The sequence below is a fragment of the Psychrobacter sp. CCUG 69069 genome (assembly GCF_021023115.1).
Taxonomy (GTDB): Bacteria; Pseudomonadota; Gammaproteobacteria; order Pseudomonadales; family Moraxellaceae; genus Psychrobacter; species Psychrobacter namhaensis.
The window spans coordinates 75,296-98,540 of sequence record NZ_QQAI01000011.1 but is presented as its reverse complement, the minus strand read 5'-3'; the positions used below and the strand labels follow the sequence as shown (position 1 = coordinate 98,540).

At 41.0% G+C, this 23,245-nt stretch carries 18 protein-coding genes and 1 pseudogene; 9 read left to right on the top strand and 10 right to left on the bottom strand.

Annotated features, from left to right (window positions below):
* Positions 1-124: 124 nt before the first annotated feature.
* Positions 125-1,282, bottom strand: a complete 1,158-nt coding sequence (locus DVY93_RS08765; protein WP_230710345.1) for a hypothetical protein — start codon at positions 1,280-1,282, stop codon at positions 125-127.
* Positions 1,283-1,694: 412 nt separating this feature from the next.
* Here DVY93_RS08765 and DVY93_RS08760 point away from each other — a divergent pair, with 412 nt between their 5' ends.
* The 6 genes from DVY93_RS08760 to DVY93_RS08735 all read left to right on the top strand — a co-directional run bounded on the left by DVY93_RS08760 (position 1,695) and on the right by DVY93_RS08735 (position 6,826).
* Positions 1,695-2,606, top strand: a complete 912-nt coding sequence (locus DVY93_RS08760; protein WP_230710343.1) for a YagK/YfjJ domain-containing protein — start codon at positions 1,695-1,697, stop codon at positions 2,604-2,606.
* 160 nt (positions 2,607-2,766) lie between these two features.
* Positions 2,767-3,054 carry a hypothetical protein gene (locus DVY93_RS08755; protein WP_230710341.1) on the top strand — a complete coding sequence of 96 codons (288 nt, stop codon included), beginning with the start codon at positions 2,767-2,769 and terminating at the stop codon, positions 3,052-3,054.
* A 68-nt stretch (positions 3,055-3,122) separates the two neighbouring features.
* On the top strand, positions 3,123-4,118 hold the full coding sequence (locus DVY93_RS08750) for a DUF932 domain-containing protein (RefSeq protein ID WP_230710339.1): 996 nt from the start codon (positions 3,123-3,125) through the stop codon (positions 4,116-4,118).
* 130 nt (positions 4,119-4,248) lie between these two features.
* Complete coding sequence (locus DVY93_RS08745) at positions 4,249-5,376, top strand: YqaJ viral recombinase family nuclease (RefSeq protein WP_230710336.1); 1,128 nt, start codon at positions 4,249-4,251, stop codon at positions 5,374-5,376.
* Between the two features lie 109 nt (positions 5,377-5,485).
* Positions 5,486-6,397, top strand: coding sequence for a recombination directionality factor (locus DVY93_RS08740; protein ID WP_230710334.1), 912 nt, complete (start codon positions 5,486-5,488; stop codon positions 6,395-6,397).
* A 168-nt stretch (positions 6,398-6,565) separates the two neighbouring features.
* Positions 6,566-6,826: a helix-turn-helix transcriptional regulator gene (locus DVY93_RS08735; protein WP_330165964.1), complete on the top strand. Its 261-nt coding sequence runs from the start codon at positions 6,566-6,568 to the stop codon at positions 6,824-6,826.
* Positions 6,827-6,935: 109 nt separating this feature from the next.
* Here the strand turns inward: DVY93_RS08735 and DVY93_RS08730 are convergent, their stop codons facing one another.
* A complete protein-coding gene (locus DVY93_RS08730) occupies positions 6,936-7,166 on the bottom strand; it encodes a hypothetical protein (RefSeq protein ID WP_192993557.1) in 231 nt (76 codons plus the stop codon).
* 142 nt (positions 7,167-7,308) lie between these two features.
* Here DVY93_RS08730 and DVY93_RS08725 point away from each other — a divergent pair, with 142 nt between their 5' ends.
* From DVY93_RS08725 to DVY93_RS08715, 3 genes and pseudogenes are all read left to right on the top strand, one after another.
* Positions 7,309-8,274: an AAA family ATPase gene (locus DVY93_RS08725; RefSeq protein ID WP_192993555.1), complete on the top strand. Its 966-nt coding sequence runs from the start codon at positions 7,309-7,311 to the stop codon at positions 8,272-8,274.
* Positions 8,275-8,285: 11 nt separating this feature from the next.
* Positions 8,286-10,805, top strand: coding sequence for a S8 family peptidase (locus DVY93_RS08720; RefSeq protein ID WP_230710333.1), 2,520 nt, complete (start codon positions 8,286-8,288; stop codon positions 10,803-10,805).
* Between the two features lie 67 nt (positions 10,806-10,872).
* A pseudogene (locus DVY93_RS08715) lies at positions 10,873-12,155 on the top strand (IS256 family transposase).
* 134 nt (positions 12,156-12,289) lie between these two features.
* On the opposite strand, the gene DVY93_RS08710 reads toward DVY93_RS08715, so the two are convergent.
* From DVY93_RS08710 to DVY93_RS08675, 8 genes are all read right to left on the bottom strand, one after another.
* Entirely contained in the window at positions 12,290-13,144 is an 855-nt protein-coding gene (locus tag DVY93_RS08710) for a patatin-like phospholipase family protein (protein WP_198328257.1), read from the bottom strand.
* Positions 13,145-13,278: 134 nt separating this feature from the next.
* Positions 13,279-14,088, bottom strand: coding sequence for a M48 family metallopeptidase (locus DVY93_RS08705; RefSeq protein WP_230710332.1), 810 nt, complete (start codon positions 14,086-14,088; stop codon positions 13,279-13,281).
* Between the two features lie 6 nt (positions 14,089-14,094).
* A complete protein-coding gene (locus DVY93_RS08700; protein ID WP_230710331.1) occupies positions 14,095-17,451 on the bottom strand; it encodes a type I restriction endonuclease subunit R in 3,357 nt (1,118 codons plus the stop codon).
* A gap of 195 nt (positions 17,452-17,646) precedes the next feature.
* Positions 17,647-18,060, bottom strand: a complete 414-nt coding sequence (locus DVY93_RS08695; protein WP_230710330.1) for a hypothetical protein — start codon at positions 18,058-18,060, stop codon at positions 17,647-17,649.
* A gap of 71 nt (positions 18,061-18,131) precedes the next feature.
* Positions 18,132-18,440 carry a hypothetical protein gene (locus DVY93_RS08690; RefSeq protein WP_201551384.1) on the bottom strand — a complete coding sequence of 103 codons (309 nt, stop codon included), beginning with the start codon at positions 18,438-18,440 and terminating at the stop codon, positions 18,132-18,134.
* 80 nt (positions 18,441-18,520) lie between these two features.
* Positions 18,521-19,762: a restriction endonuclease subunit S gene (locus DVY93_RS08685; RefSeq protein ID WP_230710328.1), complete on the bottom strand. Its 1,242-nt coding sequence runs from the start codon at positions 19,760-19,762 to the stop codon at positions 18,521-18,523.
* Complete coding sequence (locus DVY93_RS08680) at positions 19,752-21,284, bottom strand: type I restriction-modification system subunit M (RefSeq protein WP_230710326.1); 1,533 nt, start codon at positions 21,282-21,284, stop codon at positions 19,752-19,754. The genes DVY93_RS08685 and DVY93_RS08680 overlap by 11 nt, the downstream gene beginning before the upstream one ends.
* A gap of 295 nt (positions 21,285-21,579) precedes the next feature.
* The gene (locus tag DVY93_RS08675; protein WP_230710324.1) at positions 21,580-22,929 is read right to left on the bottom strand and encodes an MBL fold metallo-hydrolase; all 1,350 of its coding nucleotides are present in this window, start codon (positions 22,927-22,929) and stop codon (positions 21,580-21,582) included.
* Positions 22,930-23,245 lie beyond the last annotated feature (316 nt).

The window sequence follows — 23,245 nt, the reverse complement described above, 5'->3', positions numbered from 1 at the left end:
ATTGCATAGCACGATTGGATATGTGTCACCCTTTGAGTTTGAAAAGCGGTATTATGATAATTTAACCCTGTCAGGCATCGCTGCCTGACTCAAGTAAATCACTCTCCGATAAAGTCGGGGCGGTTCAGACCTTTCTCTCAGTATGTTCGCTTGGCAAGCTTGAGGGCTTCTCTAGAGTTATCTTATCGAAAGCCTTATATTGATTAGGGAAAGATGGGGCTAGCTTAATTTCTTGATTTCGTATCTGACTATGCGCGAATTCAACTAAGTCATTCAACACTTCACTCTGTGTCTTACCACAAGCCTTAGCAAGATGCTTTAGGTTTTTCTTGTTGTCATTGGTGAGATCTATACCATATTGCTTCTTAATTTTATCGCGATCACGCTTTTGTTGCGCATTCCAAGCATCATACATATTTTTTATGAATAAAGCCCTATTAGCGGCCCTGTATTCATCGATCATAAAATCATTACATGTCCAGTAATCTAATGAGGCCAATATATGATGAAGCCGAGAATCTGTATCTGTTTCTGGAAACAAAATTCTATCGCCATAAATTAAAGCCTGTCTATATCCATTCTTATTAATATTTTTTGAGCAATACTTGTTCGATTTATTACTATTCTTTCTCTGTTCTTTATTCATTAATAAGTTATCAATATCATATATATTTTGCATATATTTATACACGTAGTTTATTTTAGAGCTGTGACTATTATCACGATTAGTCAGCCATTTAATATTTTTCTCGCTAACCTTATTATGAATATAAACTTGTTTTAAATGAGTTAAAGATAGCTTTTTTGATGTAATTATCCATTCCTCATCATCACTATCACCTTCGTAAACGAGGCCCTTTCTAATAAAGATGTTTTTATTGAAAATAATATTATGAATAATAACTGAAATATCAGCTTCAGTAAGAATAGGATCGCTTATAAGATCTAATCCCTTTAAAACCATAATTAACCACAATGCAGCTCTGTCATTTTCATAGAACCACTTTACATAAGCGAAAGATATATTGTTTATAGCACTTGTTTCAAATATTGCATCTATATCTTTACGGCTAGTCGAATACCGCCTTTTTAGTATATTTGATAGCAGATCCCTACATAGTGAATCATTTTTCCGTACTTCTTCTGTACGTAGTTGCCCCCTAGAGTATAGATTTAATAAACACCAGTAAGTGTTATACACACTCAAAGCTTTCACCTTTTGTTCAATATATTTTTCATTTTTCTTCGATAGCTCTATACCATTAACAGATCCGTTTTTCATTATACATCCTTATATAATAATTAAAATTGAATTATCACCTATTGATTTATGCATCATAAAATCATCATTTTTTCGTCATTAAAACGTCGGTATAAATATAGAATACTACATGTAGTATATAGGATTGAACTATAAAATCCTTATAAATTAACGTCAATGACGATCAGCTAACTCCATCTTCACCCTCTTCCCTGAAATGTGGGTATTTGATGCATTGCGATTTTCATTTACTCAAGCACAGCTGGTATAAATCTGCTTTCCAGATACCACTAAAAGATTGGTAAGATAATATAAGTTATATTATGTACTACTTAACTAAAGCGGATGCTATCCGCACTTAGTAGTAAAAAAATATACAACCCTATGAATATATGTAGCACCCATTCAACTTTATATTCATAGGAAGACAATCATGATCTATTCAACCGTTAATCACTCACAACTCATCTCTAACGTCGACAAACTGGTTAGAGATGTACTATTTGGTACCATCAATTTTCAACAAATCAAAAGCCAATTAAATGAGTTCTATTACTCCTTCATGATTAGCCTTAATCCTGAAGACAGATACTCAAAACCACTCCAGGCATTTATAGAAAGCACCAGTATGATTATTGGTGACGCTTACGCTTATAACGTATTTTGGGATAATGAAAAGACACTGCAGTTTATTCGGTTACTGTCAGGTTATGAGAAGGCGATAAAAAAAGACTACAGCGCGTGGCGTTATCAGAGTAATAAAAACTGCAGAAACTTAGAACCTAATATCAGAACCCTTATATCAGATCATTCAAGATTGTTGTTTGTGAGAGTGGATTTAAAATACATACCAGAGATCAGTCATCACATTACCATTCGTGATTTTGACTTTCATATGAGAAAATTAAGAGACGCCATTCATAATGGCGATACTTGTTTTAAGCATTTACTTAGCCATGCTTGGTCATTAGAACAAGGTGAAGACAATGGTGGCTTTCATTGTCATCTGCTGCTGATCTTTGATGGTGCAGAACATTACAAGGACAGTTATTTGGCTGATCAAGTGGGACAAAAATGGCAAGATATTACTGAGGGCGTTGGCTATTGCTTTATCTTAAATACTAGAGAGTATAAAGAAGGTCTTGCACGCCGCGGCATACTTGGTATCGGCATGATTCATCGTGATAACTTACAGGAAGTCGAGAATGCGGTTAATGCTGCCTTGTATTTAACCCGTCCTGATAAGCGTGATAAAAGTTATCAACGTCTTAAAGTGTCTGTGCCTAATATGAATACCTTTGGGCAAAGGATATCTCCTAGTAAGGTTAACGATCCATACAACTAAAACGCGTGGGAATCTCTCATAGCAAAATAATTTCAGATATATAGCATCCATATGAGATGAGCACCGATGTCATCGTTGCCGCATCAATCTACCCCAAAACGTGTCATCGAGGTCTGCTTTATAGCAGGCCTTTTTTATGCGCCATTATCACGGAGATCCTATGAAACCTATTTGTCCTAATTGTCACTCTTCTCATGTCATCGAAAACATAGACACCAGTACACAAGGAATAACAGAGCACCTGTGTTCACCAAAGCTATTAGTCAGTCTTGGGATGAGCGTCTGCAAGTATTACAAGATTAATCCGATGATCGGGATGGTTGCAGGTGGCGCTATTGCCACCGTGATCAATCTGGCACAACAAAGACTGATGCAGCCGCCATTACTCAGAGCGGCTATCCTGCCACGTTATTTATGCCGTACCTGTCAGCATACCTTTAGTATCTGACGTCCTCATTTATTTACTCAATCAATTATCAAATCGTTTAAACAATCAATCTTAAAAGGAGTATTAACATGGCACATTTAATTGAAAGCATGGCGTACGTTGGCGAAACCCCATGGCACGGTCTTGGCAACGAGCTATCTCCCAAGCAGCCTATTGAAGTCTGGGCACGTGAGGCAGGTATGGACTGGCGTATTGAATCCTCAGACGTCAGCTACATGGCAACCAATGATAAAGGTCAAAACCTGATCATGCCTTTTGACAGCAATAAAGTGTTGTACCGCTCTGATAACTTAGAGCCGTTATCGGTAGTGAGTCAGCGCTATCAAGAAGTACAACCCAGTGAGATCTTAGAGTTTTATCGGGATCTGACTGAACAAGCAGACTTTGAGCTTGAAACGGCAGGGGTTTTAAAAGGTGGCCGTAAGTTCTGGGCCCTTGCTCGTACCGGCCAATCCGCAACATTACGTGGTGGTGATGTCAGTCATGGCTATTTGCTGCTAGCAACCGCTTGTGATGGTACGCTTGCCACCACAGCGCAGTTCACCAATATCCGTGTGGTGTGTAATAACACCTTAGCAATCAGTCTGGCTGATGGTAGTGGCGGCGTGGTCAAAGTACCGCACAGTACCACCTTTGATGCCGATAAAGTCAAACAGCAATTAGGCGTATCGGTCAGCCAGTGGGATGACTTTAACTATGAGATGAAACAGCTTACCAATAGACGAGTGACGCAAGCAGAAGCGGCTAATTACTTAAACCGCGTGTTTAACGATGTCAAAGACGATGGCCTGATTCTGTTTAATACGGCTAAGAAGGAGAAAGAAGCGGTGCCTAATGCTCGCGCTATGAATCAGGTGATGACGATGTTTAACGGTCAGGGTCGCGGTGCGGACTTAGCATCTGCCAAAGATACCGCTTATGGCCTGCTGTCTGCTATGACAGAGTTTGTAGATCATGAACGCCGTGCCATGTCGAGGGATCATCGTCTTGATTCAGCTTGGTTTGGTGCAGGGGCTAAGCTTAAAGATAAGAGCTTGGATGAAGCGCTGCGCTTAATTGCCTAGTCGCCTAATCGCATAGACACTGTAGTTACCCAATGAATTAACCACGCCTTTGTGCGTGGTTTTTTTATGCCGTCACTCAAACAAAGTACCGCATTACTTATTAATAATAAATCTAACGAAGGAGATCATCATGAACATGATCGCATTAAACAATACAACGACTCAGCCAAGAGTTAAACGTGCTACCGTTAAGGGTAAAGTTCCACTAAAAGCCCAACATAATAGCGAAGAGTTGCCAAAGTCCAAGCTAGAGAGCAAACCGGTTAAGCCGTCTGCTCATCAATCAACCACGGCTAAGCGTTTGGTTAATACCAAAGACCTAAGCCGTGAAGAGTGGCTAGCTGTTCGCAAACAAGGTATCGGCAGCTCTGACGCTGCTGCCGCTTGTGGCATTCATCCTTACCTTTCTATGCTTGAGCTATGGATGATTAAGACGGGACGCATGAGCTCAAATATCAATGAGAGCTTAGAGGGCTACTCACCACTGTACTGGGGCAATACGCTAGAGCCGATGGTGGCTAAATACTATCAAGAGCATACAGGCAATAAGGTACGCCGCGTAAACGCCATCTTGCAGCATCCTGATCCTGACAAGCACTTTATGCTGGCTAATTTAGATTACTCGGTGGTTGGCAGTGATGAAGTACAAATACTTGAGTGTAAAACGGCTGGTGAGCATGGCGCTAAGCTGTGGAAGCATGGCGTACCCTTATATGTCACTTGCCAAGTACAGCATCAGCTAGCGGTCACAGGCAAAACGGCGGCGCACATCTGCGTACTACTCTGTGGACATGAGGCTAAGATTTATAAAGTTGAGCGTGACGAGCGCTTGATTGAGTCTATCATGGAGCATGAGCGTCTGTTCTGGCAATACGTGCAGACCGACACGCCACCAACCCCTGATCATAGTGAGTCGGCAGCGCGTGCACTAAAACAGCTTTATCCCAAACCTGAGCCTAACAGCAAAATTGACTTTAAAAATGATGGTGGCGCTAACAAGCTATTTGAGCAATTGCTGAGCTACCGTGATTACATGCAAGAGTTAGAGCAGCGTCATGATCAGGTCAAGCATCAGCTACAAAGCCTGATCAAAGACCATGAGGTGGCGATCTTTGATAAAGGGGCTATCTCGTGGAAACGATCCAAGGACAGCGTAAGCTTAGATACCAAGGCGGTGATCAAAGCCCATCCTGAGCTACTCATTCAGTTCAGTAAAACCCGTCAGGGTAGTCGTCGTTTTGTTGTCTTAAACGATTAACCTGCTATCTATTCTAATCAACACACACAAACCAAATCTAGCGCATAAGAGCCCATCTATCAAAGATGGGCTTTTTTATGGCTAACTAAAACATATAAGGAATATCACCATGATTAAAGGTCTCACCATAACCCCACCAGTTTTAGGTCGTATCAGCATCGGACGTATCATCGTAAAAGATGGCAAGCGTCTACCTGCTAAAGACGATCAATTCACTATCACCAGCCAAGTGCAAAATAAAGACGGATGGATCAATCATCCACTAGACGAAAAACTACGTGCAAATAATGACGGTAAACTCAGACAAATACCGGTACGCATGTTGTTTAACGATCCTGACCTAAACCTTCGTGCTGAGTACACGCTGTTTGATCGACAAACTGGACGCCCGCTATGCGTGGGTGACGGTGAACATTGTCAGCGTCGTACCAATAATGGTGTCGAGCAGCTTCCTTGTCCATCCCCTGATCGCTGCCCCTTAGCGCAAGGCGGTGCTTGTAAACCCTATGGCAGGCTATACGTCAATCTCTCTGAGGACGATGAGCTGGGCACATTCATCTTTCGCACCACTGGCTTTAATAGTATTAGAACGCTTGCCGCACGCTTAAGCTACTTTGCCGCAGTATCTGGCAATAAGCTGTCTTGCTTGCCGTTGCAACTCACCTTGCGAGGTAAAAGCACCACGCAAAGTTATCGCACACCGATTTACTTTGTGGATTTAACGCTGCGTGATGGGGTAACGCTCAAAGATGCGGTACAACATGCTGGAGTGATTGATGCAGAGCTGTGTGAACACGGCTTTGATCAAGCGGCGTTAGAGGCAGCTGCCAAACAAGGTTATGTGAACTCCTGCTTTGAGGTTGATAGTGATGGCATGCTTGATGTGGCTGAAGAGTTTTATCCCATGGAGACAGAGGATGTGAGTAGTACTCAGCAAGGGAGTTATCAGAATGGATTAGCCACTCAGAACGTGAGCAGCATTGAGCAAGGACTACGGCAAAGCGTAACAGCAGTTAGCTAACTCTGTGAAAATAAGCAGTTGATATAAGAAGGAGCGGATTCATTCTGCTTCTTTTTTTATTGGGTTAACTAAGGCGAACGGTCGGACTGTATAGGATGCCGTAAAAAAATATAGGACTCCCTAACTGTATGAGAGAGAAAGCTCTCATTCACTTACTAGGAGAAAACAATGGATAATTTAAACGCAAACACTCAACCAAACACATCAATGCCAAGCATGCCACAAATACCTCGTATGATTTCGATACAGCAAGTCGAAGACTGTATAGGACTTAGTAGTTCCACAATTTATGATATGCTTAATAAGAGATCTAAACGTTATGACCCTACTTTTCCTGTTCAAGTAAAGATGACCAAAGGACGCGTAGCATGGGTTGAAAGTGAAGTCGCTCAGTGGATCGAGAGGAAGATGGCTGCGCGGTTTCACTGATCAATGATGAAAAACAAGCCGCACTAAGCGGCTTGTTTTTTTGCTATCTTTAGCTACACTTAGCTGCTTTTAGCTAGGTTTAGCTATTCTTAGCTGTTTTTAGCTATCCTTAGCTATTTGCAAGAGTCCAAGACCAACCCTCAGAAACGACTAATCCATCACGGCGCATTTTCTGCAATAGATTACGCACCTTGTTCTTACGCTGTTTATCATCCAGTACTTGCGGTAATTTATTAGCCAGCATTTTATCAAAATCAGCTAGTCTACCTCGTTCAAACGTCTTGAGGTATTCTATAATCAAGCTTTGATAATGCATGTCATCTAAGCCGCGCATTTGCATATACTCCGCCTGCTGCTCAGTATGCTTAGCAACATCAGCGGCAATAATATAGCTATTTTTGCGCCCTTCAATCAGTGAGTTTTTTACGTACCGATTTGATATAATTATATATCAAACTAACTAGTATCATCGAGAGTCCAAAATGGCAACCGCTGAACAGATTAAGAACCTGATTAGGGCTCACTATCAAAACGATACTGGCCGATTCCAGTCAGTTTCATTGCAAATTGCTGCAAATGAAGCGCGCTCTGGTCATCATAAACTTGCTAAAGAGTTAAAATCTATCATCGATAAAGGGTCACCTACACAGAAAAACTTTGATAAAAGTAGTATGAGTGCTTCAAATGGTAATGAATTAGATGGTAGCCTTCAGCTCAAATTTGCTTCGGTTCGGAAAAATGAAATTGTTTTATCACCTTCTGTACAAGAGCACTTAGATAAAGTCATCAATGAACATAAAAATGCTGCTAGCCTTAGAGAATTCGGGCTTACTCCACGCAGGAAATTGTTATTCCACGGCCTCCCAGGAACTGGAAAAACAATATCAGCTTCAATGTTGGCTACAGAACTGAATATGCCATTTTACGCGATATTACTTGATGGACTCATGAGTAAGTATATGGGCGAAACAGCTGCTAAATTAAGAGCTATTTTTAATTTTATTTCTAACAACAAAGCTGTCTACCTTTTCGATGAGTTTGACTCCATAGGGTCTTCTAGAGGTCAGGGGAATGATGTTGGTGAGATCAAAAGAATACTAAATTCTTTTTTAGTCTTTTTCGAAGAAGAGCAGTCTAATAGTATAGTAATTGCAGCTACTAATCATGTTGAATCTTTAGACAAAGCTCTATTTCGTCGTTTTGATGATATTATTGAATTTGACTTACCTAACGAAGATGAAATAAAGCGTTTAATTCAAAATAAGTTCCTTTTGTTTAAGTTTAAAGTAAATAAGTGGTCTGCTATCTATGACGCTGCAAAAGGGTTAAGTTACGCTGAGATTGTAAAGGCTTGCGATGATGCTGCTAAACAAGCTGTCTTAAACAATAATAATATTGTTGATGAGAGCTTCTTACTCCAGTCCCTAAACAGTAAAACGAAACTCTAAAGAGTAACCTAATGAATAACAACAAGCCTCACCTGTTCTATAATAACATCGAAAAACATAATTATTTCGCTAGTTCTGGTGGAGGTTCGCCTTATCTTACTCCAAAAGACAGATCAGAGCATGGAAAGAAATTAATACTTCAATACGATGAAGCTTTGAATATATTAAATGAAAAACAAAATATTTCTAGTGATAGTCAGGATAAAGTCAACCCATTGACTAGCGAAAAAGGTATCTTCCTTAGCATTGTAAGTGATAATGGAACAGAGCTTGATGTTGAAAAATTTGATAATAAGTCATTCAAACTAAAGACATTAAAGCTAGAAGAGGATCAGCAAGTCTTAACTTTTTATACAAGCAACGAAAAAAAAGATGTATTTCGCAGTAGAATTGAGCAGTTTATTAATGATGATACTAGGGGTGGAAAACCTAAAAATCGTCCGATGTTGAATAATATATTCTTAATAAGACCTTCTACGTTAGAGGACTTATGGACAGACGATATATCGTTGCTACCAAAAGATTCAGAAAGCATTATAAAGTGTGAAGCATGGGTAACATTCGATGATGAAGAAGCGAGAAATAATTTTTTAAAGAAAATTGACGAAAAATTATATTCTTATATAAGTAAATCGTATATAACATTGCCAACAGTTACCATATTTAAAATTAGTGCTAATAGGAATCAAATTGAGGGTTTAATAGCTGAAAACCCTGATATCGTAGAACTACGGATATCATCAGAAAACCCTAGCGTATTCATTGATATGGACATACCATCTCAGCATGAATTTACTGATGACTTTAACCAACGTATACAGCTAGAACCGAGTGAAAACGATATTTTTGTCAGCATTCTAGACACTGGTGTTAACTATAATAACCCTTTACTTAATAAGGTGTGTGAAGCACGTTATAGTACTTCTTGGGATACAAACTGGGATCACTATACTGATAATGTACTTTTTCCAACAAACGTTTATCACGGTTCTTTTCAAGCTGGGGTAGCTGCGTTTGGCTCTGATATTCTAGATTATTTAGTAAATAGTCAGATGATTAAGGCGACTCATAAAATTGAATCAGGTCGAATTTTACCACCACGAGGAACGAACCCCGAAGAACTATACGGAGCAATTACATTAGGCACTATTAGTAACCTTATAATCGATCGGCCTGAAAGTCAAAGAGTATATAGCTTAGCAGTAACTAATAAAGATTATAAGTGTGAAGGCTACCCCACATCATGGTCTGCAACTATAGATAATTTTTGCTATGAAAACTCACAAACGAGTTCTGATATTTTCATAATCTCAGCTGGAAATGCTGATAACTTTCAAAAAGATTATTGGTCAAATGCAAGGTTAACTAAAGTCCAAGATCCTGCTCAAGCTTGGAATGCTATTACAGTAGGTAGCTGTACTAAGCTTTATGATGTTACCAATATTCCCAATCCAGTGATCTGCTCAAAATTTAAAGATATTAACCCAACAACATCCAGTTCTCATAATTGGGAATGGGTCGATGCTCCTTTTAAGCCAGAAATACTTTGTGAGGGAGGCAATAGATTAATTCGTGACGATGGTGTTATAGACTTTCATGAAGATTTATCAGTTCTCACTGCTTCAGGTAAAACTCAAAATAACGTTTTTAGTTCACATGCTGATACCAGTGCCGCTACCGCTGAAGCCTCCTATATGGCTGCAAAAATTATGTCAGCGTACCCCGAAGCTACCTCTGAAACTATTAGAGGGTTAATGATTCATTCAGCTGAATGGTCAGAATCTATTTTTGATGAGTTAGAACAATTAGCTAGGCAACATCCACAGAATAATATGCTCAAAGAGTATCAAAAAAATATACTGAGGGTATGTGGATATGGGATTCCTGACTTAGAAAAAGCTGTTAATAGCAAAAATAATAGACTAAGCCTGATTATTGAGTCTTCAATAAAACCTTTTGATGAAACTGATAGTTTCAAACTCAATGAGTTTAACCTTCATGAATTACCATGGCCTGAACAAGTTCTTAAAGAGCTACCCTTAGACTCGACAGTCAAAATGACTATTACCTTATCCTACTTTATTGAACCTAACCCTAGGGTTTCAAGTATTAAAAGTAAGTATGTTTACAGGTCACATGGACTCTCTTTTAATCTTTGTAAATCAGGTCAGAATAAAGAAGATTTTATAGACAGTATGAACAGAAGCAATAAACGTGGTGAAGAATATACTAGTCACGATACACAACATAAATGGTTCTTTGGTAGTAGTCTACAAAAATCTGGCTCAATACATAAAGACTATTGGGAAGGAACAGCAGCAGAGCTTTCTGAGTTATCTAGAATAATAGTCAAACCTGTTACAGGTTGGTGGAAGCTTAATAAAGATAAAGAAAGATGTTCGAGAACGGTTAACTATTCATTATTAGTTACTCTGGAGGTTGAAGATAACGAAGTAGATATTTATTCTGAGGTTAAAAACAAAATAGAACTTCTTACTAAGAATCTAGTATCAATTGATATAGAACACTAGCCCTCTTATTCGAGAGTTTCCCAAACTTTGTGTAACTGCTTATAATCCACTAACCGGAGAATAAGCAATGACTAACCAAACTGACATTAAGAAACTAGCCGAACAAATGGCTTGTAGCATGAAAAGCTTTGATGACATCAAAGACTTTCAGAAGCAGCTCATGCAATCGTTTATCGATACCGCCCTAGAAGCTGAGATGGAAGACCATCTTGGCTACCCCAAGCATGAAAAAGCAGATAAGCCTAACAAGCGCAATGGGCACACTAAAAAGACAGTCCGCAGTGACACAGGCGATCTTGAGATATCCACCCCAAGAGACCGTCATGGTGACTTTGAACCTGCGTTAGTGCGTAAGCATCAAAGTCGTATCTCAGGCCTTGATGATAAAATCATATTTCACTACAGGCATAGCCTTACGTCTTGCGCTTCGGGCAAGTGTCTCCCAGACACTTGCTGATCCTCGCTCATACGCCAAAGGTCAAACCACCACCGAGATTGTAGAGAGCATTAAAGAGCTCTACGATGTCGACATCTCAAGCTCTCTTGTCTCAAGAGTCACCGATAATATCTTAGACGACATCACCGCTTGGCAGAACCGGCCGCTGAGCAGTGTTTATCCTATTGTCTATTTGGACTGCATTGTCGTTTAAGGTACGTCAACACAAGCAGATCATCAACAAGGCTATCTATCTGGCTTTAGGCGTGGGACTTGATGGTAAAAAAGAGCTGCTTGGCATGTGGCTATCAGAGAATGAAGGCGCTAAATTCTGGCTTGGCGTTCTCACTGAGCTACAAAACCGCGGGGTGCAAGATATCCTCATTGCCTGTGTTGATGGCTTAAAGGGCTTCCCTGATGCCATCAATACCGTTTATCCCAAAGCCAAGGTTCAGCTGTGTATCGTGCATATGGTGCGCTATTCGATGAAGTTTGTACCTTGGACAGATAAGAAGGCAATAGCGGCTGATTTAAAAGCCATCTACGGCGCTGATACGCTTGAGATAGCAGAGGCCAACCTTGAGCACTTTGATGAGACTTGGGGCACAGAGTACCCACATGTCATCAAGTCTTGGCGTAATAACTGGGAGGGCTTAACGGTGTTCTTTGGTTATCCTAAAGACATCAGAAGAGTGATCTATACCACCAATGCGATAGAGTCGCTAAACAGCGTGATTCGGACAGCGGTGAATAAGCGTAAGGTGTTCCCGTCTGATCAGGCAGCATTCAAAGTGGTGTACTTAGCAACCCAGCAGGCATCCAAAAAGTGGTCGATGCCAATCCGTAACTGGACGTCTGCTCTGAATCGCTTTATGATTATGTTTGATGATCGTATAAGCAGGCATTTAATCTAAATGGCAGTTACACAGAATCTGGGATGGTCTCGCAAATATCTCAACCATAAGATACTTATCCAATAGAATTAAGCTGCACTATTTAACAGTTAATGTCTAATTTTAAGCATTCTGATTTATTAACGGAATTATCATTAAAGTTTATGCCAATCTTCAATCGCTTTGTACCCAGTTTCTAGTCCTACATCATAGCTATAACGAATTTTAGCTTTATCTTTAGATAATCGACCCGCCATATTTTTCAAGTCGGGTGGGCAAACTTCTAAAAACTTCTGTGGTGATGCAGAATGTAAAAATTGCACCGCATCATTATAACGTTGGGTTCGTGTTAATAAGCTTTGGGCAAAACCATATCGTTGCTTAGAAAAATATTTAGCCAACAGCTGATCGCCCTTGCGACCTGCTTTATAGTAATTGTGAGGACGAGTACGGATCACCATTAGCTTAGCAACACGATCTTGTTGAGCGGCCCAATGCACAGGCAAAGCATCAGCTACACCACCATCGAAATAAGGTTCGCCAAATATCTCGACCGCTTGACGAGTCAGCACTGGTATAGAACTTGATGCTCTTAATCCATCCAAAATATTGTCTTTACAGGCTTTAATATAGTTAGCTTCACCTGAAATAGCGTGTGTTAGCACCATGTAAAACTCAGCATGACTGGCAAATAATTGTGCCTGATTTAGTGGATGCTCTTGTTCCACCACGTCCCACATCCACTTTAGATCCAGTAAGTCCCCACCTTTAAGGAAACGACCATAATGGATAAATTCAGGTCGAAGTGAATGATCTAAGTAAATCTGCAGGGTGCGACCTTGTTGCGCAGCTAAATAGTTAGCAACGTTCGTTGAGCCTGAGGACACCCCCACACAAAGATCAAAAGGATTAAATTGTTGTTGTAAAAATGCGTCTAAGACACCACTGGTAAATGCGCCACGCATTCCACCACCTTCAACTACAAGTGCTTGTCGATGTTGTTTAAGCATTGAAAACCTCGAATTCTTGTAAATACTACCTTTTTAACTTAACCATTACATAGAGTAATTAAGTGAAGCGCCTCGAGTATATCGGAGGCTGATACTTTTCCAAAGAACCATCTTAAACTACCTAGCTCCAAATTTTACTCATTCAAGTAAAGCTCAGCCATTCCATCAAGCCTCGCCTTCACCTCTTTCCAATGCGGCATTACTTGCGTTAATAGGCGCCAAAAGTTCTCGCTATGATTATGCTCAGCTATATGACACAGCTCATGCAATATCACGTAATCAATGCATTCTTTTGGTGCTTTGACTAAGTGCGGATTGAGGATTAAATTACCTTTATTTGAGCAGCTTCCCCATTGTTTTTTCATTACTATTAACTTCAATGAAGGATTATTTTTTACCCATGAGGCCTTATGTATCAAGGCCTCAAGCCTCTCTCTAGAGACCGACGTAAATTTATCTTTATACCATTTATCAATCAAGCTTTTCACGAGAATCGCTCGTTTTTCAGCGTCTAATTCAGAATCATTTTGAGACAATTCTACATGTAACTTACCGCGACTGAGCTTCACCGTACTGTTTATTTTATCGTTAGTTTTTGCATCGGTTATCACTTTTAACACATAACGACGACCCAGATAAAACTGGGTCTCACCACTGATATAACGTTTAGACAATACGTGATCTTGTTGCTTTGCAAATTCTTGTAGGCTTTGCCATATCCAGCGAGCACGCTTCATCATGGCGTCATGTATTATCTCGTCACTGGCATCAACAGGCGCTGTGGCGACTACACGCTGATCAGGATGTACCTTGATGACCACTTTGCGAGGTTTGCTCTTTTCGTTAATAAGCGTATCGCTTCTAGACTTATTTTTTGTGTCTTTACGCACGACTTCATAATGGATCTTATCTTCACCATAATAAAAGTTGCCAGTCTCAGTCATTGCCTACTACCCTCTTGCTGCTCGTGGGCTACTTGTCTCTCTCGACAGTCCAAGTCGGGTAATCTTTAGCACCTCTTCAATGAGCTGTTGCGCTTTATCAATACCCCAGTCAGCAAACAGCATTGGCAATAATCGTCTATTAATCGCATTTTCAATTTCACTGGCATTGATGGAATATTCCGCCACATTGGTTTTGACTACTTCATCAATTTCAAAGGCGTAAGCAACCAGCTTGTCATTATCTAGCTCTTTATCCGCTAAGAAGTCAGCATCAAATAAATGCTTAAACAAACCAAAATAAGCCTGAGCATGTTTATTTAATTTGCCATTATCATCGATAAAGTCATTCGGCACATCAGCAACATCACGGTCTTTTACCGCTTGCTCAAAGTCAGCAAACATCATGTATTGTTTTACAGGTGCATCGAACATTGCCTTAGCTTCTTCAATGGCTTTTTTTAGGAGCTTAGAGAAGTACTCTTGCGCATATGGATCATCAGCCAAATCTTGCTCAATCATCTTAGTGACACGACCTGTAATTTTATCGGTTTGGTTGCGTGCTTCATCATCACTTAATTCTTCAGGCTTAACATCCTTACCTAAATTGCCGACCAAGTAAGCCCCTTTTGCCTCACGAACTTCAAGTCCTGCGATATGCTTATCGAGTAAGCTGCGAATATCCGCTTCATACTCATCATAATCGATGGTCTCATCAGCGTCTTCGCGCACTTGCTTACGTAGGTTAATAAAGGCTTTTAGATCGGCTTTGTAGCGATCGCGCTTGCTATCAAATGATTTGTCTTCAAAGAAAGATGCTGATTGCAGCGCAATCTTCATGGCGTTAGAAAATGCGGTCAAAGCAGCATAAAAGTCATCACGTTCTTTAAGCTTGGTATCGACTACTCTGCCATCGATATCCTGCATCTTAGGTGCTAGCACTTGCCTTAGCGCTTGCCCATCCTGTTTGTTTTTTACCGATGAGAAGATAGCCCACAGCTCGCTATGTAGTCTTGGCAGCTGCTTGTACTCAGTATCCATGGCGTTATACAGACCTTTGAGGTCTTCGATATCAAAGCCACCTTGCGTACGTTCCGCTAAGTCTTGATATTTCTCAATGGTGATATCCAGCTCTTTTAGGATGCCACGATAATCAATCAGATAACCAAAACGTTTCTTCTCATGCAAGCGGTTCACCCGTGCAATGGCTTGAATGAGGTTATGCTGCTTTAAAGGCTTATCAATATATAAAACGGTGTTCTTTGGCTCATCAAAGCCCGTTAATAGCTTATCAACGACGATCATAATGTCAGGACCATCGTCCTGACTAAAGGCTTCTATGATGGCTTTGGTATACGCTTTTTCATCACCGCCGAAGTCTGCGGCGACATTATCTTGCCACCATCTTTGTACGATGTCTTTTGATTCGCCATCGACAGTGTCATGCCCTTCACGAGTATCAGGTGGTGACATGGCAACCACTGAGGTCACTTTACCAATCTTATCCAATGCCATTTTATAGCGGATAGCCGAGGCTTTAGAGTCACAAGCCAACTGACCTTTTAGATGCTGCTGTTTAAAGTTTTGGAAGTGATCAGATATATCATGAGCGATCAGCTCGATACGTCCCTCAACCTGATAGATTTGACCTTTTTGGGAGAACTTACGCTTGAGGTCGGTTTTTTGATCATCGGTGAGCTTTTGAGTAATACGGTCAAACCAAGCATCGATGGCTTGGTCATTGGTATTCAGCTCAGGGATACGCTCTTCATATAAGAGTGGCGTGACGGTCTTATCTTTGACTGCTTGCTGCATGGTATAAGAGTGAATGATGCTACCGAATTTGTTTTCAGTCTTATCATCTTTTAGTAATGGCGTACCCGTAAAGGCAATAAAAGCAGCGTTTGGCAGGGCTTGCGTCATGCGAATATTGTTTTCACCACTTTGGCTACGGTGACCTTCATCGACCATGACGATGATGTTTGGGCTGTCGTTATAGCATTCATCATACTTAACGGCTGAGCCAAACTTATTAATAATGGAGAAGATGACGCGCTCATTACCATGGCCTATTTGCTCAGCCAGACGACGACCAGAAGTTGCCATGGCGTCACGACTATCGCGTTTACTGGTGATGACACCACCCGACTTAAAGGTATTGCTCAATTGGGTTTCAAGATCGACACGATCCGTGACGACAATAATGCGACACTTCGCGAGCTCCTCTAACCAAATCAAAGCTTTAGAGAAAAACACCATCGTAAAAGATTTACCACTGCCTGTAGTGTGCCAAATCACTCCACCTTCGCGACTGCCCTTTTCATCGAAACTGCTAATACGTTTAATCAGCGCTTTGATACCAAAGACTTGCTGATAACGAGCGACAATTTTACCGGCCTTTTTATCAAATAAGGTAAACAGGCGTGTCATCTCAAGCAAACGCTCAGGCTGTAATAAGCTGATAATTAAGCGGTCTTGATCGGTAACGACTAGATCACCAGCATTAATCAGTGACAGGTATTCTTTTTTAGCTGCGGCAGGACGATGATCAAATAGGCGACTAAGCTGCTCATCACTGAGCTTTTGGTTCTTTAGACGATTAAACTCAGCCTCTTGTATGTCTTCTTCGACCCATTTTGCCCAAAACTTCTCAGGCGTTTTACACGTACCGTATAAGCCGTCATTACCATTTACCGCTAGCAATAACTGGCTATAAGCAAATAAATGCGGGATTTGTTTTTGACCTTGGTTACGGATGTGCTGGGAGACGGCTTGCGCATTGGTCGATTGCCCTACCTTACTTGTGTCAGGACGTTTTGCTTCGATAACCACTAAAGGCAGACCGTTCACAAAGCAGACTATATCAGGAATGACGTTACCTGTACCTTCGGCATTCTGTACCACCATCTCTTCGGTAAAGTGAAAGCTGTTGTTATCTATATTGTCCCAATCTATCAGACTAATGGTTTGCGAAGTCTTTTTGCCGTCGATAAACTCAGTCACGGTCATGCCGTATAGCATATCGTTATAGAGCTTTTCATTGGCGAGCTGTAAGCCTAGATTCATGGCGGGATTTAGCTCATGCATGATCTTATCAATGGCACTGTCGGATAAATGATGCGATGTGCCTTCAAACATAAAGGTTTGCTTGGCTAAGAACGCACGCATGATGGGCAATAACACCACTTGGTTGGTGGCTTTATTAGCATTCACCTGATTAGCGAGCAGCTTATTGCTACGCATGGCATTGCATTGGTTAGGTGGAATAAACTCATAGCCGAGTGTAGTAAGTAAGGTTAAGGCAGGAATTTTTGAGCTGAATTCTTCGGCGAAGTTGAGGCTTTTATTAAAATTAGGGTTGATCATATCTGCCAACTTTATACATAGCGTTTGTTTGGTTGCTTGTTTGGTTTTATCGATTGTAGCCCAAACACCATAAAAGATGTCATAAAAAAGGCAAAGAAAAACCGCCAAGGTTGCGCGTTACCCAAAGGGCACTAAGCGTGGCGGTTATGTTGGGTATAGATTAGTTGATTACTGAAAATGTGTCAATAAACCTCTTTATAAATATTTTCGCAAATGGGTAAAGTTAATAGCTTCTATGCCATGCCCTGCTGCAAACCCATATAAATCAAGATCGGCGGTTAATAAGACACATTTATCTAAATGGCAAATATCAAATAACGCAGCATCCGATAATCCTAGCTTAATAAAGGCAGGGCTAAGTATGATTTGCTTAGCGGATAAATACTTTTCATCGACTGTAACAACAAACTGACTCAGATAACCAAATAGTACTTGCCGCTTTTTTCCTGTGAACCAATCGAGCAAATTCGCAGTTTCTGTCAAGACTTGGGCCGTAGTAATAATAGATTTAAAACCCAGTAAAGTCTTATCCAATATCTTAGCATCAGCTGTCGTGTATGCTCGTGTACGACTAAACTTTTCAACTTCCCCATCGCCAAGCTGAGCCACCAAATACATCGTTAACAGATTGGCATCAAGCAAAACTCGTTTCGACTTGTCAATATAATAATGCGTCACTGTTAACCTACATCACGTATTAACATACCTTTAAAAGCCCCATCTTCGGCACCGATACGAAACGTTTTATATTCGCGTAAGGTTTCTTTTTCTATATTACTTGGCGCAAACGCACTTATTGCTGAAAAACGATTCGGTGTGGTTTCCGTCGTTTTTACTCGATGAGAGTCATAGCCTAAAGTAATTCGCCATTCATTGTCAGACTCTTCAAATACGACTTCTTCTAGTCCTAGATTTTTGATGTTCTCGCCTTCAAACAAATCTACCGCAAATTGTCTAGCAAGTTTTACAGCTTCGGTGACTTCAATCATGTTATCCGCTCCTATTAACGTTTCATTTATTCTAAACTATTTAGATGCGCTAGGGTGGCTGAAACGTACTCTACCTAATATCAGCTTTCCCCATCAACCACCACCCGTTTCTTACCCGTCAACAACACCTGCATCAGCGCCTTTTTTTCTTGCTGCAAATCAGCCAATTGCTGCTCAAGCAACTCAATTTCTTTATCAGCATTGGTTAATACGGTGGCAATTTTTCTTTGTTCAAAGATGGTTGGTAGCTTTATTTTGCCTTTTTTAATATCTTTAGTACTCATATTAGCCTGTACACCTGAAGCTGATACTGCTACTGAGTATTTCCTCCAATCTGTACTATTCGATAAACACCTTAAAAAATGTCTATCAAGTGAAGGTTTTAACCTTATTAGACCCACCCTTTGGTTCAAATAGAACGACTTTTCTGCTGTAACTATCGTCATTCTTCCAATAAGGTTTTTATCAGGAGTTACATCAGTCATAGCTATTAATAAATCATCTTTATTAACTAAGAACTTATCTAAACTACTATCACTTTGCCAAAAATTTTGTTTGTGAGTTCGTTCATTGAATTTACCATCTAAGCCAATATTACCCATTGTAATTATTGGAATACCCTCAAGTTTATATTGAGACGCACTGAAAGCATAACCATTTGTAAAGCTTTCCATATGATGCTCTAAGCTCACCTGTTCCCACTCACCCTCAAACCTTTTCCCCGACTCATCAAGCAAACGCTTTTTACCCGTCAGCAATTGCTGCATCAACGCTTTTTTCTGCTGGGTACTATTATCAATCAAACGCTCAGTGGTGCTAATCGCTTTATCCCAAGTAGATAGGATTTTAGCGATTTTTTGTTGTTCTGGGAGAGGTGGAGTAAGAATTTTGAGTGGTCTTAAAACCTGCAAATTAATATTTTTTTGAGCATTCTGTGTTGCTTGTCCATCCAGCTCTTTCTGGCACGTCTCTAAATAGAAGTACAGCCAAACAACATCCGCATTTTCTTTAGGCTGAATAGCCACTAAACTATCAGGGCAGGCAACATCAAATGAAGTTATTGCAACATCACCAATATTTGCTGCAATAGTAATAAGAATCGTATTTTTTGGAAATAAACGACTAACTTTCAACCCTTCTTCGTTTAATGTCTGACTGTAAGATTTTAAGTATGTTTTTGCGCCTGCAATATCACCAGTCTGAACAAATGGAATTTCACCACCATAATATTTTGGGTCATTTCTTGGTCGTGCCGAGAACTTTCCTCTTTCAACAGATGCTAAATCTTCTAGGATTTTGACTTCCCAACCATTAGGCACCATAACCCAACTCCTTTAAATATCCTGACATCTCATCCTCTAACAGATTTAACTCGGCTTTAAGCGCCAAACGCTCAGCACGAACCGCATCCAAATCAATATCCGCCTCCTCTTCAAAGGTATCGACATAGCGTGGAATATTTAGGTTAAAGTCATTTTCTTTAATTTCATCAAAGCTCGCTAGATACGCATATTTATCAACGCTTTCCCGCACCTTATACGTCTCAATAATCCTAGCAATATTGTCTTCAGTCAGCTGGTTTTGGTTTTTACCTGATTTGTACTCATTACTTGCATCGATAAACAGGACTTTGTCGTCAGACTTATTCTTTTTAAAGATGAGAATTGCGGCTGGAATACCGGTTCCAAAGAATAGCTTTTCAGGTAAGCCAATCACCGTATCAAGTAAGTTCTCTTCGATAAGTTGCTGACGGATTTTGCCTTCAGACGACGCACGGAACAGCACGCCATGCGGTACGACCACACCCATTCTGCCAGTGCTTGGCTTAAGCGTTTCGATCATATGACTGATAAAGGCATAGTCACCCTTGGTCTTGGGCGGTACACCGCGATGGAAGCGACCATAAGGATCGCTGCTGGCATCTTCATGACCCCATTTATCCAGTGAGAACGGTGGGTTGGCAGTGACCACATCGAACTGCAATAACTGACCGTCTTTATCGAGGAGCAGCGGATTACGAATGGTATCGCCCCACTCGATACGGTGGTTGTCCTCACCGTGTAGGAACATATTCATCTTTGCCAATGCCCATGTCGAGCCAATGGCTTCTTGACCGTATAGCGCATACTTCTTAGAATTTGAGTTTTTGCGTACCATCGCCCCGCACTTGATGAGTAGCGACCCTGAACCACACGCCGGATCACAGATTTCATCACCTTCGACAGGCTCAAGGATAGTCGCTAGCAAATTGGATACTTCGGGCGGCGTATAGAACTCACCCGCCGTCGCCCCACTACTGGCGGCAAAATGCTTGATTAAAAACTCGTAGGCATTACCAATCACGTCTAAACTGCCAACGCGCTCAACGCTTAGGTTAAGAATATCTTTGCCAAAGTCTTCTAATAAATGCCGCAGTAATTCGTTCTTTTGCTTTTCTTGACCCAATTTATCGGTGTTAAAGCTGATATCTTGGAAGACGTTTTTGAGCTTAGTACCGTTAGCCTCCTCAATCGCATGAAGCGCTTCATCGATACGTTGACCGTTGCCTGGCTGATGACGCTGCTCGTATAGATCCCAAAAGCTTGCGCCCTCAGGTAAGACAAAACGCTGCTTGGACATCATGGCATGGATCAGTTCTGGATTGTCACCAAACTGCTCAACCAGCTTGTTGTACTCATCGCGGTAAACGTCTGACAGATACTTGAGAAACAGCATGGTCAAAATAAAGTCTTTATAGGTATCAGCGCTGATGACGCCACGGAAGGTGTCACAGGCGTTCCATACGGCTTTGTTGATATCGTCTTGATTGATTTGGTTAATATGACTAGCAGTACTGTCGGGCATTGGTTATTCCTTAACGCGCTGGAAAATTGCTAATTGTTATAGTAAACAAGGATAGTTCGATTAACTCGTTTTTCTTGGAAGTATAGCGCACATTACTGTTTCGAATAAGGTGTAATGTATTGCCGTTAGTTGGTCTAAGAATATACCAAGTCGACTCTAAATAAAAAAATAGCGCCCAAAATAGGCGCTATGTTCTATAACTCTGAATAATGATTTTTAGCAATGATATATATAGATAAAGTCTGCAGGCAAAATAGCTCCTTGCTCTCATACAGCTCGAATAACGTCTATCATCTTAATTGTGGGCGGCTTGCCATGCCCCCATTGAACCTAAGTAGATATCAATATGCTCAAAACCACGACTGGAAAGCCACCCTGCCGCTATCGTCGCTCGTGCACCACTAGCGCACATCAACGTATAGTGGCGACTCTGATCAAGCTCATGCCAACGCTCGTTGAGATGTCCGACATAGATGTGCTGTGACCCTTCAATTGCATTGGCATTCCTCTCATCGATATCGCGTACATCGAGCAGTGTCCAATTTTGAGCATTATTAAGACGGTCTTCAACCTCAGACGTATTGATCATAGGGGTTTGTTGCATCTGCTCACCTTTAGCAGCAGCAGGAACGACGCCGACATAGCCACCCACCACATTGTCGAGGGCAATTCGTACCAGATGCTCCATCGCAGTAGCAAGCTGCTCTTCATCAGACGCAATCAATGCCAAACTTTGTCCTTCTTCAATAAACCACCCAGCAAACGCAGGAAGCATATTTACGGGTAGACTCATAGACCCATGCAGGTGACCTGAGGCATAAGCCATTGGTTCACGAATATCGATAAGATGATCGGCACCGCAGCTATTAAGTTGAGCAAGCGAAAGATTACGCGGGCGCATAACGACTGGTGGGGCTTCACCACCTTCCATATTCAGTCGCTCCATTAGCCTAAAGTAAGGTGGTTGGTAATGGTTTTCGCTCACTTTAAAATCAATAAAGTCATCACGGTCTGTAATTTGTAAACGTGGATTGTTCAATCTTTCGTGGCCGACGGTAGAGAACTCACGCTCTGCCATCCCTGAGCCACAGACTGACCCAGCACCGTGAGCAGGATAAATAATGGCTTGATCGCCAAGCGCTAGAATATCTTGTAGTGAATCATAAAGCAGGCCTGCCACTTCTTCGCGGCGATCAGGATAGAAGTCAGTACGCCCAACATCTCCCACAAATAGCGCGTCGCCAGTAAAGACACCAACCGCTTTTTCTGGGTAGGCGGTATCAAATAGAGCATAAGCAAGGTGGTCATCAGTATGGCCGGGCGTTTCTAATACGCGAATTTCAAGTTGACCAATAGTAAAGCAATCACCATTACGCGCCGTCTTAGCATAGACAATTGGTCGCTCTGGATTGGGGCCATGTAATACAGTGGCTCCTGTCATTTCTGCCAAAATTGGTGCACCAGAGACCAAGTCTTCATTACGATGAGTCTCAAAAATATGAGTGATCCGAAGTCCTGCTGCGCGTGCCTTTTCTACATATATCGCACAGTCACGACGCGGGTCTATCACCGCAGCTTGACCACCAGAACCCACTAAATAAGAGAGGTGTGAAAGACCAGGTGTTTTAATCTTTTCCAAAAGCATCATTGTATCCTTATTATTATAATTTAAATCAGACGGCTACTTTCTATAGCGAGCTATCATTAATTAGCTCAATAGCAAAGAGCTATGTGAACTTTTTAAAAGTACCATATTATTTTAATGGTTATCAATATACAATAACATATATTAACCTAGTAAACTCGTAAGTGCTTATATTAGATTAGCAAGTACCATTTCATTATGATTCTCATCTGTCCCAAATTGCTTGTCTCTTAAAGGTAGGTAGTAGTTTTGCAAAAGCAAGTTATTGTCACTCTATCCATCCACCCTTTATGCTACAGTCTGAAAATCTTTATCA